Annotated in this window: 15 protein-coding genes and 1 other annotated feature; all 15 genes read left to right on the plus strand. The window is 37.3% G+C overall.

Annotation, left to right across the window (positions count from 1 at the left end; translation table 11 throughout):
* On the plus strand, positions 1-640 hold a 640-nt coding region (locus BMX60_RS09010; protein ID WP_242945752.1), incomplete at its 5' end, for an EF-Tu C-terminal domain-related protein.
* Positions 641-917: 277 nt separating this feature from the next.
* Positions 918-1,067 (plus strand): 50S ribosomal protein L33, encoded by a 150-nt coding sequence (gene rpmG, locus BMX60_RS09015; RefSeq protein WP_072908464.1) that lies wholly within the window; start codon positions 918-920, stop codon positions 1,065-1,067.
* A 95-nt stretch (positions 1,068-1,162) separates the two neighbouring features.
* Positions 1,163-1,351 carry a preprotein translocase subunit SecE gene (secE, locus tag BMX60_RS09020; protein WP_091351157.1) on the plus strand — a complete coding sequence of 63 codons (189 nt, stop codon included), beginning with the start codon at positions 1,163-1,165 and terminating at the stop codon, positions 1,349-1,351.
* A 39-nt stretch (positions 1,352-1,390) separates the two neighbouring features.
* Complete coding sequence (gene nusG, locus BMX60_RS09025; protein ID WP_091351158.1) at positions 1,391-1,915, plus strand: transcription termination/antitermination protein NusG; 525 nt, start codon at positions 1,391-1,393, stop codon at positions 1,913-1,915.
* Positions 1,916-2,031: 116 nt separating this feature from the next.
* Positions 2,032-2,457 (plus strand): 50S ribosomal protein L11, encoded by a 426-nt coding sequence (gene rplK, locus BMX60_RS09030; RefSeq protein WP_084672531.1) that lies wholly within the window; start codon positions 2,032-2,034, stop codon positions 2,455-2,457.
* Positions 2,458-2,524: 67 nt separating this feature from the next.
* Positions 2,525-3,232: a 50S ribosomal protein L1 gene (gene rplA, locus BMX60_RS09035; RefSeq protein WP_091351159.1), complete on the plus strand. Its 708-nt coding sequence runs from the start codon at positions 2,525-2,527 to the stop codon at positions 3,230-3,232.
* Between the two features lie 71 nt (positions 3,233-3,303).
* Positions 3,304-3,443, plus strand: a sequence feature (ribosomal protein L10 leader region).
* Positions 3,444-3,504: 61 nt separating this feature from the next.
* A complete protein-coding gene (rplJ, locus tag BMX60_RS09040; protein ID WP_091351160.1) occupies positions 3,505-4,026 on the plus strand; it encodes a 50S ribosomal protein L10 in 522 nt (173 codons plus the stop codon).
* Between the two features lie 40 nt (positions 4,027-4,066).
* Positions 4,067-4,444, plus strand: coding sequence for a 50S ribosomal protein L7/L12 (rplL, locus tag BMX60_RS09045; protein ID WP_091351161.1), 378 nt, complete (start codon positions 4,067-4,069; stop codon positions 4,442-4,444).
* Positions 4,445-4,682: 238 nt separating this feature from the next.
* The gene (rpoB, locus tag BMX60_RS09050; RefSeq protein WP_091351162.1) at positions 4,683-8,459 is read left to right on the plus strand and encodes a DNA-directed RNA polymerase subunit beta; all 3,777 of its coding nucleotides are present in this window, start codon (positions 4,683-4,685) and stop codon (positions 8,457-8,459) included.
* Between the two features lie 26 nt (positions 8,460-8,485).
* On the plus strand, positions 8,486-12,241 hold the full coding sequence (gene rpoC / locus BMX60_RS09055) for a DNA-directed RNA polymerase subunit beta' (RefSeq protein WP_091351163.1): 3,756 nt from the start codon (positions 8,486-8,488) through the stop codon (positions 12,239-12,241).
* Between the two features lie 75 nt (positions 12,242-12,316).
* Positions 12,317-12,568: a L7Ae/L30e/S12e/Gadd45 family ribosomal protein gene (locus BMX60_RS09060; RefSeq protein ID WP_091351164.1), complete on the plus strand. Its 252-nt coding sequence runs from the start codon at positions 12,317-12,319 to the stop codon at positions 12,566-12,568.
* 79 nt (positions 12,569-12,647) lie between these two features.
* Positions 12,648-13,025 carry a 30S ribosomal protein S12 gene (gene rpsL / locus BMX60_RS09065; RefSeq protein ID WP_091351165.1) on the plus strand — a complete coding sequence of 126 codons (378 nt, stop codon included), beginning with the start codon at positions 12,648-12,650 and terminating at the stop codon, positions 13,023-13,025.
* A gap of 37 nt (positions 13,026-13,062) precedes the next feature.
* Positions 13,063-13,533 (plus strand): 30S ribosomal protein S7, encoded by a 471-nt coding sequence (rpsG, locus tag BMX60_RS09070; protein ID WP_091351166.1) that lies wholly within the window; start codon positions 13,063-13,065, stop codon positions 13,531-13,533.
* Positions 13,534-13,610: 77 nt separating this feature from the next.
* Positions 13,611-15,683, plus strand: coding sequence for an elongation factor G (gene fusA, locus BMX60_RS09075; protein ID WP_091351167.1), 2,073 nt, complete (start codon positions 13,611-13,613; stop codon positions 15,681-15,683).
* Between the two features lie 61 nt (positions 15,684-15,744).
* Positions 15,745-16,122, plus strand: a 378-nt coding sequence (locus tag BMX60_RS09080) for a GTP-binding protein (RefSeq protein WP_177159759.1), incomplete at its 3' end; no start/stop codon positions are given.

A 16,122-nucleotide genomic window follows, 5' to 3' on the forward strand; every position in this document is an offset into this window, starting at 1 on the left:
TGAATGGTGCGGTAAATTATGGGAACTAATGGATGCAGTAGATGAGTACATTCCAACTCCTGAGCGTGACACTGATAAACCATTCCTAATGCCAATCGAGGACGTATTCACTATTACCGGTCGTGGTACAGTTGTTACTGGCCGTGTAGAGCGTGGAGTAATCAAAGTTGGAGATGAAGTACAAATCGTAGGATTTAATGATGAGCCAAAGAAAACAGTATGTACAGGAGTAGAGATGTTCAGAAAGATGTTAGATCAAGCTCAAGCTGGTGACAACATCGGTGCCCTACTAAGGGGTGTTGATCGCAGTGAAGTAGAGCGTGGTCAAGTATTATGTAAGCCTGGATCAATTAAACCACACAAAAAATTTACTGCTGAGGTTTACGTATTAACTAAAGAAGAAGGTGGTCGTCACAGTCCATTCTTCAATGGTTACCGTCCACAATTCTATTTCCGTACAACTGACGTAACTGGTGTAATCATATTACCAGAAGGAACTGAAATGGTAATGCCAGGAGATAACATTAAAATTACCGTTGAGTTAATTACTCCAATTGCTATTGAGCAAGGGCTAAGGTTCGCTATCCGTGAAGGTGGTAGAACTGTAGGCGCTGGAGTTGTTGTAGACATCATTGAATAGATCTTATCCCATGTATTGATGATGTGTTCATCTATCGATACATGGGTTTTTCAAACTTTTTTAAAAAACCGAATAATAATTGGTAAAAAGAAAATAATACTTAAAGATAAACAATAGTAGTTTTAACCTAGTATTGACATTGGGTTTAAACTATGATAAATTTTATTAGGTACGGTGAAAGTGTATTTTCCTGTATATTAAAAATAATACTGGATTTATTTAGTTTGAACCATATAGTTCAGCTTATCTATCATGATACTTTAGGAGGTGCAAATAGATGAGGGTTATAATTACCATGGCTTGTACAGAATGCAAACAAAGAAACTATACTACAACAAAAAATAAAAAAACTCATCCAGATCGTATAGAACTAAAGAAATATTGCCGTTTCTGTAAAACACACACTACACATAAAGAGACAAAGTAATATAAGCAGCCCATTTTTAAAAGGATTTCAGCAAAATCAGCTTAATTAAATAAAGCTGGATTTTGTTTATTCAAGAAAGATAAGGAAGTGAAAAAATGGGGTTTTTTGCAAAAGTACAAAAGTTTTTTAAAGAAGTAAAAAATGAATTAAAAAAGGTTCAATGGCCTAATAAAAAAGAGCTTACATCATATACAATTTTAGTTATAGGAATTATCGTGATAGCTTCTCTATTGATTTTTGTTATAGACAATGGATTTACTGGCATATTGAATCTCATATTTTAATGTTAAAGGGGGGAGGGGCTTAGGACTAGCCCCGAACTGATGGAAAAACATTGGTATGTTGTGCATACTTATTCAGGTTATGAAAATAAAGTGAAAGCAAACCTTCAAAAAAGAGTTGAATCCATGGAAATGCAAGATAAAATATTTAATGTTTTAGTTCCCATGGAAGAAGAAACTGAAACAAAAGGTGGAAAAAGGAAAACTACTTTAAAAAAAGTTTTCCCTGGCTATGTTTTAGTTCAAATGATTATGAGTGATGATTCTTGGTATGTTGTTAGAAATACTCCAGGGGTAACTGGTTTTGTGGGTTCAGGTACTAAACCGATACCCTTAGCTGAGTCTGAAGTAAGGCACATATTAAAGAGAATGGGCATAGAAGAGCCTAAAGTTAAGGTTGAATTTAATGTTGGGCAACAAGTCAAAGTTGTTTCAGGACCCTTTGAAGGTTTTATAGGAACAATAGAAGAAATTAACATGGACAAACAACGGGTAAAAGTGCTAGTATCAATATTTGGAAGGGAAACCCCAGTAGATTTAGAGTTTGCCCAAGTGGAAAAGGTATAAACTTTGGTTGGAAACAACCAAGATTATATATTTACTTATTTTGGTGTTTTTAAACACCGTTAAGTGGGAGGGTTTTACCCGCAAAAACCACATTAAATATTAAGGAGGTGGAACATATGGCGAAAAAGGTAGTTAAGTTAATAAAACTTCAAATAGCTGCTGGAAAAGCTACACCTGCACCACCTGTAGGTCCAGCTTTAGGTCAAGCAGGTCTAAATATAATGGCGTTCTGCAAAGAGTTTAACGAAAAAACTGCTAATCAAGCAGGTATGATTATCCCTGTAGAAATTACAGTTTATGAAGATCGCTCTTTTACCTTTGTAACCAAGACCCCACCGGCTGCTGTATTACTTAAAAAAGCGGCTGGAATTGAAAGGGCTTCTGGTCAACCTAATAAGGTAAAAGTAGCTACAGTTAAAAGGGATAAAGTTAGAGAAATAGCAGAACTAAAGATGGTAGACTTGAATGCTGCCAGTGTAGAAGCTGCTATGAGAATGATTGAAGGAACAGCCCGCAGTATGGGTATTGTAATCCAAGACTAATAATTTATAAAAAAGACCCAATAAAAGTGGGAGGTTAATTCCGCTAATACCACAAGGAGGAATAGAAATGGCTAAAAAAGGTAAAAGATTGCTTGAAGCAAGCAAAATTTATGATAAAGAAACCTTATATTCAACTACTGAAGCTTTAGATTTAGTGATAAAAATGGCATCAGCTAAGTTTGATGAAACTGTTGAAGCAGCAGTTAGATTAGGAGTAAATCCTAAACATGCTGATCAACAAATTAGGGGTGCAGTAGTTTTACCCCATGGTACTGGTAAATCTGTTAAAGTATTGGTATTTGCTAAAGGTGAAAAGGCTAAAGAAGCTGAAGAAGCAGGAGCAGAATTTGTTGGAGCAGAAGATTTAGTAAATAAAATCCAACAAGGTTGGTTAGATTTTGATGTAGCTGTAGCTACTCCTGATATGATGGGGCTTGTTGGTAAACTTGGTAGGATTTTAGGACCAAAGGGATTAATGCCAAACCCTAAAACTGGTACAGTAACTATGGATGTTGCTAAAGCAGTTAAAGATATTAAAGCTGGTAAAATTGAGTACAGGGTAGATAAAGTTGGTATCATCCATGCTCCTATTGGAAAAGTTTCCTTTGGAGTAGAAAAGTTAAGGGATAATTTTAATGCATTATTAGATGCATTAATAAAAGCAAAACCAGCCAGTGCTAAAGGTCAATATCTAAAATCTATTGCCCTTTCATCAACAATGGGACCAGGAGTAAAAGTAAATACTCAAAAAGCAGCTATGTTTGACAAAGAATAAGCTGGAAAAAAATAATTACTGAATTTACTTGACAGTAGATTTTTAATTATATATAATATGCATTGTCTTAAAAATAAAATATAGTTCAACTTAAGACAGTAGGTGCCCTTGGCTTAATATCCTACCGAGGTTGGAAAGCTTATAAGTAGTTTAGATATTTACGCTATTTATGTGCCCTTTCCGTCTCGGAAAGGGCACTTTTGGTAACTCATAGGAAATTAACTACTAATTTCAGGATGTGTTTTAACACCAACTAAAAAGGAGGTGGCAAAATGGGGGCACGGGAAGAAAAAGCTCTCGTTGTTGCAGAACTTAAAGAAAAATTTAGTTCCGCGCAAGCTGCTGTAATCACAGATTATAGAGGTCTTGATGTGGCTAGGGTAACAAAACTTCGAGCGAAGTTAAGGGAAGCAGGTGTTGAGTATAAAGTAATTAAAAATACTTTAGCTAAATTAGCTATTCAAGACACTGAGCTCTCTGAGTTACAAGAACATTTACAAGGACCTACAGCTGTTGCATTCAGCTATAATGATCCTGTAGCAGCAGCAAAAATTATCAGTGAATTTGCCAAAGACAACAAAGAATTAGAAATCAAAGCAGGTGTTTTAGAAGGTAAAGTTATTGATTTAGCAGGGGTAAAAGCTCTTGCAGATCTACCTTCAAGAGAAGTTCTTATCGCTCAAGTCCTTGCAGGGCTACAAGCTCCAATTGCTGGCTTCGTAAACGTAATGCAAGGCAATGTAAGAAATTTAGTTTATGTTCTTGAAGCCATTAGAAAACAAAAAGAAGCTTAAAAATTAAATTACTTAAAAATTTTCGGAGGTGCAATTTAAAATGTCAAAAGTTCAAGAAATTTTAGAGAGTATTAAAGGTTTAACTGTATTAGAATTAGCTGAGTTAGTTAAAGCTTGTGAAGAAGAATTTGGTGTATCTGCCGCTGCTCCTGTAGCTGTAGCTGCTGCTCCAGTTGCTGGTGCTGCTCCAGCTGCTGCTGAAGAAAAAACTGAATTTGATGTAATCTTAACTTCAGGTGGAGACAAAAAAGTTCAAGTAATCAAAGTAGTTCGTGAGTTAACTGGTCTTGGTTTAAAAGAAGCTAAAGATCTAGTTGATGGAGCTCCAAAACCACTTAAAGAAAAAGTTTCAAAAGAAGAAGCTGAAAAAATCAAAGCTCAAATCGTTGAAGCTGGCGGTACAGTAGAAATCAAGTAATTACTGCCAATAGATTAGAATAATAAAACCAATAAAAAAGCGCCCTTGGGCGCTTTTTTATATAGCTAGTCCCTTGACAGAGCTTTTTAAATATGATAGTATTGTATATTGCTAACAAGTGTCGGTTTCCCAAAACCCTTAGAAATAGGGAATAAAACCTTGGTATTATGGGAATATTACACTAGATGAATGGATTTTTTTCTTTATGTTTAGAAATTTTTTAAGGGGTGAATGGCAGATGTTAAAACCCGTCAAGGTAGGGAGAAGGATTAGACAGTCTTTCTCAAGAATTAATGAGGTCATTGATTTACCAGACTTAATAGAGGTACAGAAAAGTTCTTACAATTGGTTTTTAGAAGTAGGACTTAATGAAATGCTCCAAGATATTTCACCAATAAAAGATTTTACAGGTAATCTAATTCTTGAATTTATTGGCTATCAACTAGGGAAACCCAAATATTCTGTGGAAGAGTGTAAAGAAAGGGATGCTACATACGCTGCGCCATTAAAGGTTCAAGTAAGGTTAATTAACCAAGAAACTGGAGAAGTAAAAGAGCAGGAAGTATTTATGGGTGATTTCCCATTAATGACTGCTAATGGAACTTTTATTGTTAATGGTGCTGAAAGGGTAATAGTTAGCCAACTAGTTAGATCCCCTGGGGTTTACTATAATACCCAAAAAGACCCCTCAGGTAAAGATTTATACTTTGGAACTATTATCCCTAATAGGGGTGCGTGGTTAGAATTTGAGACGGATAGTAATGATATTATTTATGTAAGGGTTGATCGTACTAGGAAAGTTCCAGTGACCGTTCTTTTAAGGGCTTTAGGTTATAGTAGTGACCACGAAATTCTAGATTTATTCGATAATGATCTTAGGATTAAAAATACCTTGGAAAAAGATCATACTGATTCTTTTGAAACTGGGGTATTAGAAATATATAAAAGGTTAAGGCCAGGGGAGCCTGCAAACCTAGAAAATGCTAGGACATTGTTAGAGTCCCTATTTTTTGATGCCCGTCGTTATGACTTGGCTCCAGTAGGTAGATATAAAGTAAACAAAAAACTACAAGTCAAATGGAGATTATTAAATAAAAAGCTAGCTGAAACAATTGTTACTGAAGATGGAGAAATCTTAGCAGAAGCTGGTCAGTTTTTAGATGAGGAAACTTTAGATAACATCTTAAAAACTGAAGGGATTCCTGTTAAATATAAAATTTTTAATAGTGAAGGAAAGCCTGTATTAGTTATTGGTAATGGCAATCAACCGAAGAGGCTTTTACATATCACTAGAGAAGATATAGTGGCTTCTATTGGTTATCTTTTAAATTTAATGGATGGTATTGGCAATGTTGATGATATAGACCATCTAGGAAATAGAAGGTTAAGATGTGTAGGTGAGCTTCTACAAAATCAATTCCGTATTGGTCTTTCTAGAATGGAAAGGGTAGTTAGGGAGAGAATGACTATCCAAGACATTGATTCCATAACACCTAGTGTTTTAATAAATATTAGACCTGTTGTTGCTGCCATTAAAGAATTCTTTGGTAGTAGCCAGTTGTCACAATTTATGGATCAACATAATCCATTGGCTGAGTTAACCCATAAAAGAAGGTTAAGTGCCCTTGGACCAGGAGGATTGAGTAGAGATAGAGCTGGTTTTGAGGTTCGTGACGTTCATCACTCCCACTATGGTAGGATGTGTCCCATCGAGACCCCTGAAGGTCCTAATATTGGGCTTATTGGTAACCTAAGTACCTTTGCTAGGGTAAATGAATATGGCTTTATTGAAACACCTTATCGTAAGGTAAATAAAGCTGAAGGTAGGGTCCTTGATGAAATAGTCTATTTAACAGCAGATGATGAAGATCAATATGTTATAGCTCAAGCAAATGCTCCAGTAGATGAAAATGGATATTTCTTAACAGAAAGGGTAACTACAAGATATAGACATGAAATCCTTTCAAAATCACCAAATCAAGTGGATTTTATGGACGTTTCTCCAAAACAAGTATTTAGTGTGGCTACTGGATTGATTCCTTTCTTAGAAAATGACGATGCTAACCGTGCCCTGATGGGTGCTAACATGCAGCGTCAGGCAGTTCCATTATTAACCACAGAAGCTCCATTAGTAGGGACAGGTTTAGAGTATAGAGCAGCAAAGGACTCAGGAGTTGTGGTAATAGCTATAGCCGATGGTGTAGTGGAAAAAGTCACTTCCACTGAAATTACTATAAAAAGAAGGGATCCAGGGGATAATCAAGATAGAATAATAAATGGGATAAGTAAAGAAATATTCCCAAAAAACACTTATAATGGTAGGGATATATATGTTTTAACTAAATTCCAGCGTTCTAACCAAGGTATGTGTATAAACCAAAAACCAATAGTTCATACCGGTGATAAAGTGGTAGCTGGAGATATTATAGCCGATGGTCCTTCCACTGATCAGGGCGAACTAGCATTAGGTAAAAATGTTTTAGTTGCTTTTATGACCTGGGAAGGTTATAACTATGAAGATGCAATTTTATTAAGCGAAAAATTGGTGAAAGAAGATGTCTTTACATCTATTCATATTGAAGAATATGAAGCTGAAGCAAGGGATACAAAATTAGGTCCAGAAGAAATAACAAGGGAAATACCCAATGTGGGTGAAGATGCATTAAAAGATTTAGATGAAAGAGGAATTATTAGAATAGGTGCAGAAGTAAGGCCTGGAGATATCCTTGTTGGTAAAGTAACGCCAAAGGGTGAAACAGAACTGACTGCAGAAGAAAGGTTATTAAGGGCAATCTTTGGTGAAAAAGCTAGGGAAGTAAGGGATACCTCACTAAGGGTACCCCATGGAGAAGCTGGTAGGATTGTCGATGTAAAAGTCTTTAATAGAGAAGATGGTGATGATCTACCACCAGGGGTTAACCAATTAGTAAGGGTATATATCGCACAAAAGAGAAAAATCTCAGAAGGAGACAAAATGGCTGGCCGCCATGGTAACAAAGGGGTTATTGCTAGGATTTTACCAGAAGAAGATATGCCATTCTTAGCTGATGGTACCCCAGTTGAAGTGGTACTTAACCCACTAGGTGTTCCTTCTAGGATGAATATCGGACAGGTATTAGAAACACATTTAGGTTGGGCTGCTAAAACATTAGGCTATCATATAGCAACTCCAGTATTTGATGGAGCCAGGGAAAATGACGTTTTTGATCTTTTAAAACAAGCAGGGCTTCCTGAAAACGGTAAAACAGTCCTATATGATGGTAGAACTGGTGAAAGATTCGATAATGAAGTGACTGTTGGTTATGTGTATATGCTCAAACTAGCCCACTTAGTAGATGATAAAATCCATGCCCGTTCTACTGGTCCATACTCATTGGTAACCCAACAACCTCTAGGTGGTAAAGCTCAGTTTGGCGGACAAAGATTTGGTGAAATGGAGGTTTGGGCTCTAGAGGCATACGGTGCTGCCCATACTCTTCAAGAAATTCTCACCGTTAAGTCAGATGATGTAGTAGGTCGCGTAAAAACATATGAAGCAATTGTTAAAGGTGAAAATATACCTGAACCTGGAGTCCCTGAATCCTTTAAAGTTTTAATTAAGGAACTTCAGAGTTTATGTATGGATGTAAAAATCCTTGGTGAAAATTATGATGAAATTGAGCTCAAAGAAAGTGACGATGATGATGAGCCTAGAGAATTAGAGGTTAATCTAGAGGGTAAAGAGGAAGATCCCATTAAAAAACCTATAACAAATATTCCAACTCCTGTTGATGAATCAGAGGAAGAAGTAGAAGAAATTGAAAATGAAGATGATTTAGATGATGGAGAGATTGACATTGATCCAAACACTACAGATGACGAACCTGATAATTTCTCATTTGATGAACATGACGATTTTGATGATTATGATGACTACGATGATTATGATGATTACGACAACTATGGAAGTAAACCGAAAAAAAGTAAAAAAAGTAAGTTTAGGGATGACTCTTACTTATCTGACGATGATTTGTAAAAAAAACGTAAAGGGGGAAGAGGCCCTTGATAGACATTAATAATTTTGATGCACTTAAAATTGGCTTAGCTTCACCTGAGCAAATTCGTGCATGGTCTAGGGGTGAGGTAAAGAAACCTGAAACCATAAATTATAGAACCCTTAAACCAGAAAGGGAAGGTCTATTTTGTGAAAAGATCTTTGGACCACAAAAGGATTGGGAATGCCATTGTGGTAAATACAAACGGATCAGATATAAAGGTGTTGTATGTGATAGATGTGGAGTAGAAGTTACCCGAGCAAAAGTTAGAAGGGAAAGAATGGGGCACATTGAACTTGCTGCCCCTGTATCCCACATCTGGTATTTTAAAGGAATACCAAGTAGAATGGGTCTTTTGCTAGACATGTCACCTAGAGCATTAGAAAAGGTTTTATATTTTGCATCATATGTAGTAACTGATCCAGGAGAAACATCTTTATCTAAAAAACAACTTCTTACAGAGAACGAGTATAGGGAAAATTATGAAAAATATGCCCATTTATTCAAGGAAGGAAAAGGCTTCAAGGCTGAAATGGGTGCTGAGGCCATTAAAAAACTCTTAGATGAGATTGATTTAGATGCCTTAGCAAAGGAACTTAGAGGAGAGCTTAAAAATGCTACTGGTCAAAGAAGGATAAGGGCAATACGCCGTTTAGAGGTTGTAGAAGCCTTTAGAATGTCTAACAATAAGCCGTCTTGGATGATTTTGGATGTATTACCAGTGCTACCTCCTGATCTAAGGCCAATGGTACAATTAGATGGTGGCCGTTTTGCTACCGCTGACCTTAACGATCTATATCGTAGAGTAATAAATCGTAATAACAGGTTGAAAAGGCTGTTAGATTTAGGGGCCCCCGATATTATAGTAAGAAATGAAAAAAGAATGTTACAAGAAGCCGTTGATGCCTTAATAGACAATGGAAGAAGGGGTAGACCTGTAACGGGCCCTGGCAATAGACCACTTAAATCTTTAAGTGATATGTTAAAGGGTAAACAAGGTCGTTTCCGTCAAAATCTTTTAGGTAAAAGGGTTGATTACTCTGGCCGTTCGGTTATCGTTGTTGGACCAGAACTCAAAATTTCCCAATGTGGTCTGCCAAAAGAAATGGCTTTAGAGTTATTTAAACCCTTTGTGATGAGAAAATTATTTAAAGATGGCATAGTACAAAATATCAAAACAGCTAAAAAGATGGTAGAGAAGGCAGATCCCCAAGTTTGGGATATTTTAGAACATGTAATAAAAGAACACCCTGTATTACTAAACCGTGCCCCAACCCTTCATAGGCTTGGTATTCAGGCTTTTGAACCTGTTCTTGTAGAAGGAAGGGCAATCAAGATTCATCCATTAGTTTGTACAGCTTATAACGCAGATTTTGACGGAGACCAAATGGCTGTTCACGTGCCATTATCTTCTGAAGCTCAAGCAGAAGCAAGACTTTTAATGCTTGCTGCCCACAATATACTTAACCCTAAAGACGGAAAACCTGTAACTACACCAACTCAGGATATGGTTTTAGGTTGTTATTATTTAACTATTGATAGAAAAGGGGCTAAGGGTGAAGGAAAATATTTTGGCAGTACTGATGAAGTGATTATGGCATATCAGAATAACTTTATTGATTTACATGCTAAAATAGCATTAAAGGTAAAAGCCCTTGGCAATAAAAAATTGGTTATTCCTCAAGGAAAAGAAGAGGAAATAAAAGAAGGTTATCTTTTAACTACTCCAGGAAGGATTATTTTTAACGAAATATTCCCTGAGGACTTCCCTTATATCAATAGGCCATCTATGGAACAACCAATTGGTGCAGATGATATAATTGCTGAAAAAGGTATAGATATAAAAGAAATAATTGAAAAGAAAGCTGATGTTGAAGGAATTAAAAAAGGTTTCTTAGGTGTAATTTTAAGTGAATGTTTTAGAAAGTATGGTACTACTAAAACAGCAGAGATTTTAGATAAAATTAAAAAATTAGGTTTTACTTATTCAACTAGGGCAGGTATTACCATTGCAGTATCTGATATCATGGTACCACCTCAAAAGAAAGAGATTATGAAGTGGGCAGAAGAAGAAGTAAACAAAATTGAACGTAGTTTTAGAAGAGGTTTTGTGAGTGATGAAGAGAGATATAACCGAGTCATTGAAATTTGGAGTAAAGCCAAAGATGACATCACTAAAGCCTTAATGAAGAACATGGATAAGTTAAACCCTATCAATATGATGGCGGGCTCAGGAGCTAGGGGTAATGTTTCTCAGATTACTCAGCTTGCTGGTATGAGGGGTTTGATGGCTGACCCAACAGGACATATTATTGAATTGCCTATTAAGGCAAACTTTAGAGAAGGTTTAACTGTTCTTGAGTACTTTATCTCTACCCACGGTGCCCGTAAAGGTCTTGCCGATACAGCGTTGAAGACGGCGGACTCAGGTTATTTGACAAGAAGATTAGTAGACGTAGCTCAAGATGTCATTGTCCGAGAAGAAGACTGTGGAACAACTGATGGAATTACCGTTACTGAAATTAAAGATGGTTCAGATACCATTGAATCCTTAGAAGAACGCCTTGTCGGAAGACATGCTGCAGAAGATATTGTTACACCAGATGGTGAGGTGCTAGTAAAACAAGGGGAACAAATAAACGAAGATTTAGCTAAAACTATAACAAAACACGGTTTAATAAAATCCCCTGTAAATGGTACAGTAACCATAACTGATACATCAGTTGTATTTATCTCTGACGAAGGTGAAGAATTTACTTACTCCAAACCTAAAGGTGGTAAAATCTACTTTAACTCTGGTGACCGAGTGAGAATGGGAGAAACTGTTGCCCAAACCTTCGATAGAGTCAAAATCCGTTCTGTATTAACATGTAAAACTAGACATGGTGTCTGTGTTAAATGCTATGGTAGAGACTTGGCAACAGGAGGCCAGGTGAGTGTAGGAGAAGCTGTTGGTATAATAGCGGCACAATCAATTGGTGAACCAGGTACACAGCTTACAATGCGTACTTTCCACACCGGTGGTGTTGCTGGTGATGATATTACACAAGGTCTTCCGAGGGTTGAAGAGCTCTTTGAAGCTAGGAAACCTAAAGGTCAAGCTATTGTAGTTGAAGAAGCAGGTATTGTAACAGTCCACGAAAATAAAAACAAGCGGGAAGTAGAAGTTAAGACAGAAAGTGGAGAAAGTAAATTCTATACAATCCCCTATGGTGCAAGACTCAAAGTTAAAAATAACTATAGAGTTGAAGCAGGGGATCCTTTGACAGAAGGTTCAATTAACCCCCATGACTTACTGAAAATAAAAGGGGTTACAGGGGTACAAGAATATTTGACGGCGGAAGTACAAAAGGTTTATCGTCTACAAGGTGTGGAAATAGCTGATAAGCATATTGAAGTAATAGTTAAACAAATGCTGAGAAAATACAAAGTAGAAGAAGCAGGAGACTCATATTTACTTCCTGGAAGCTATGTAGACATGTTTGAATACTATGAAGAAGTTAAGAAAATGGAAGAGCAGGGCTTAGAACCTCCAGTTGCAAAACCAATCCTCTTAGGTATAACTAAAGCTTCATTAGCTACTGATTCCTTCTTATCAGCAGCATCATTCCAAGAAACAACCAGGGTATTAACAGAAGCGTCAATCAAAGGAAAAATCGATCCATTGATTGGTTTGAAGGAAAATGTAATAATAGGAAAACTGATCCCTGCAGGTTCTGGAATGTCAAAATATACAAGTATTGAGATAGAAAAGGTAGATTAAGAAGTAATTGACAGGTATTAAACATAGTGGTAAAATATTTTAGTGTGTTACCCCTAAGTACTGGAGGTTGAAAAAATGGCAATAGATAAATTGGCTACTGCTACTAAAAAGACAGTTGGCTTTAAACAAACGAAAAAAGCTATTGAAAAAGGCAAGGCCAAATTGGTCTTTCTAGCTAAAGATGCCGATGACCATATTTTTAACCCCTTACTTGAACTTTGCCAACAAAAAGGAGTACCATATGAACTTGTAGATACAATGGACCAGTTGGGAAAGGCAAGTGGAATACAAGTAGGGGCAGCAGCCGCTGCAGTTTTAGAAGAATAGAGGAGGCCCTGGCATTTGTCAGGGCACCCCTAAGTTTTTTCTTTATTTATATTGAGTTTTTGGGAAGGAGGTGTCATGGATGCCAACAATTAACCAGTTAGTCCGTAAAGGAAGACAAAAGGTAGTTAAGAAATCAACTGCTCCTGCTTTGGAGGGTGCTCCACAAAAAAGAGGAGTATGTATAAGGGTTTCAACAATGACTCCTAAAAAACCAAATTCTGCTCTTAGGAAAGTGGCAAGGGTACGTTTGACTAACGGTACTGAAGTTAATGCGTATATCCCAGGTATTGGTCACAACCTACAAGAACACTCTGTTGTATTAGTAAGGGGTGGTAGGGTAAAAGACTTACCAGGTGTTCGTTACCATATAGTACGTGGTGCTTTAGATACCGCTGGTGTACAAAACCGTCACCAAGGCCGTTCTAAATACGGTGCTAAAAGACCAAAGAAAAAATAAAGATAAATTGATAGCATAAAAAGAAGGAGGGAATCAAATGCCAAGGAAAGGTCCAGTTCCTAAAAGAGATATACTACCTGACCCCATCTACGGCAGTGAGTTAGTTTCCCGAATCATCAACAAAATAATGCTTGATGGTAAAAAGGGTGTAGCTCAATCCATTATGTATGGGGCATTAGATAGAGTAAAAGCCAAGACTGGTAAAGATCCTTTAGAAGTATTAGACGAAGCAATGAAAAATGTTATGCCAGTATTAGAGGTAAAATCTCGTAGGGTTGGTGGATCTAACTATCAAGTTCCAGTTGAAGTTAGACCAGATCGCCGTCGCACTTTAGGTATCCGCTGGTTAGTGGAGTTTGCAAGAAAGCGTGGCGAAAAAACCATGGAAGAGCGTCTTGCTGCTGAAATCATGGATGCTGCAAATAATGTAGGTGCTGCAGTGAAGAAGAAGGAAGACACTCATAAAATGGCAGAAGCAAACAAAGCTTTCGCCCATTATCGTTGGTAAGATTTTAATTAATTTTTTAGATTTAGGAAATATTTTTAAGAATTTATGAAAAAATAGCACTAGAAGGGGGGATAATCATGCCCAGACAATTTCCGTTAGAAAGAACAAGGAATATCGGTATTATGGCTCATATCGATGCAGGGAAAACAACTACCACTGAACGTATCCTTTTCTATACCGGAAGAGTCCATAAAATAGGGGAAGTTCATGAAGGTGCTGCCACTATGGACTGGATGGTTCAAGAACAAGAAAGGGGTATCACCATTACATCTGCTGCAACTACTGCTCAGTGGAAAAATCACAGGATAAACATAATAGATACACCAGGACACGTGGACTTCACAGTAGAAGTAGAAAGGTCCCTCCGTGTACTTGACGGTGCTGTAGGTGTTTTTTGTGCTAAAGGTGGTGTAGAACCACAATCTGAAACAGTTTGGAGACAAGCTGACAAATATGGTGTTCCAAGGATTGCATATGTTAACAAAATGGACATCATTGGTGCTGATTTTTACAGAGCAGTGGAAATGATGAGGGATAGATTAAAAGCTAATGCTGTTCCTATTCAAATCCCAATCGGAGCAGAAGACACATTTGTAGGAATGGTTGATCTAGTTGAGATGAAAGCTATCATCTATAAAGATGATTTAGGTAAACAAGCAGATATTACAGAAATTCCTGCAGAATTACAAGAAACCGCAAATAAGTACAGGGAGCAACTTCTTGAAGCAGTAGCAGAAACTAGCGAAGAGTTAATGATGAAATACCTTGAAGGTGAAGAGTTAACAGTAGAAGAAATTAAAGCTGCTATCAGAAAGGGAACCTGTGCAACCACTTTAGTTCCAGTTCTTTGTGGTTCATCTTATAAAAACAAAGGGGTTCCTGTATTACTCGATGCAGTAGTCGATTATTTACCATCACCTTTAGATATCCCTGCAATTAAAGGGGTAGATCTACAAACTGGTGAAGAAATCGAAAGGATAGCAGGAGATGACCAACCTTTCTCTGCTTTAGCTTTTAAAATCATGAGTGACCCTTATGTAGGTAAACTAGCTTTCTTTAGGGTATACTCTGGTGTACTGAAATCAGGCTCATATGTTTTTAACTCTACAAAAGGTAAAAAAGAGAGAATTGGTCGTCTATTACAGATGCATGCTAACCACAGAGAAGAAATTACTGAAGTATTCACAGGGGATATAGCTGCAGCAGTAGGATTAAAAGACACAACTACTGGTGACACTTTATGTGATGAAAATAAACCTGTAGTTCTTGAGTCAATGGTATTCCCAGAGCCAGTTATTTCAGTAGCTATAGAACCTGAGACTAAGGCTGACCAAGAAAAGATGGGTATTGCTTTACAAAAACTTGCTGAAGAGGATCCTACTTTTAGAACAAGAACCGATGAAGAAACTGGTCAGGTAATAATCTCCGGTATGGGTGAGCTTCACTTAGATATCATCGTTGACCGTCTAAAAAGGGAATTTAAAGTTCAAGCAAAAGTAGGTAACCCACAAGTTGCTTACAAAGAAACTATCACGAAAACTGTCAAAGCTGAAGGTAAATTCATTCGTCAGTCTGGTGGTAGAGGTCAGTACGGTCACGTCTGGATTGAGCTTTCTCCAAGAGAACCAGGTGAAGGTTACTTATTCGAAAATAAAATTGTCGGTGGTGTAGTGCCAAAAGAATACATCGGTCCAGTAGATCAAGGTATTCAAGAAGCTGCTAAAACAGGTGTTTTAGCTGGTTATCCGGTACTCGACTTTAAAGCGACATTGTTTGATGGTTCTTACCATGATGTTGACTCTTCAGAAATGGCATTTAAAGTAGCTGGTTCTATGGCATTTAAAGAAGCTATGAAAAAAGCAGATCCAGTACTCCTTGAACCGGTTATGAAGGTTGAAGTAACTGTACCTGAAGAGTACATGGGAGATGTAATGGGAGATATTAACTCTAGAAGGGGTAGAATTGAAGGTATGGAAAGTAGAGCAGGTGCTCAGGTAATTAGAGCCCTTGTACCGTTGGCATCTATGTTTGGTTATGCAACAGATCTTCGTTCTAGAACCCAAGGTAGAGGAGTTTATTCAATGGAGTTTTCCCACTATGAGCCAGTTCCAAGAAACATTGCAGAAGAAATTATGGCAAAAGGTAAGTAATTTTGGGTTATTCCCAATGTAAATACTAATAAAAATAAGGTTTAAAAAGGAGGATAATAAAATGGCAAAAGCTAAATTTGAACGTACAAAGCCACATGTTAACGTTGGTACAATTGGCCACGTTGACCATGGTAAAACAACATTAACTGCAGCTTTAACAACAATTATTTCTACAACTGGTGGAGCTCAAAAAATGGCATATGACCAAATCGATAAAGCTCCAGAAGAAAAAGCAAGGGGAATCACAATCTCTACAGCCCACGTTGAGTATGAGACAGAAAAACGTCACTACGCCCACGTAGACTGCCCAGGCCACGCTGACTATGTAAAAAACATGATCACTGGTGCTGCTCAAATGGATGGTGCAATCTTAGTAGTATCAGCTGCTGATGGTCCAATGCCACAAACCCGTGAGCACATTTTGCTTTCCCGTCAAGTA

The sequence above is a fragment of the Anaerobranca gottschalkii DSM 13577 genome, from assembly GCF_900111575.1.
In the GTDB taxonomy this organism is placed as follows: domain Bacteria; phylum Bacillota; class Proteinivoracia; order Proteinivoracales; family Proteinivoracaceae; genus Anaerobranca; species Anaerobranca gottschalkii.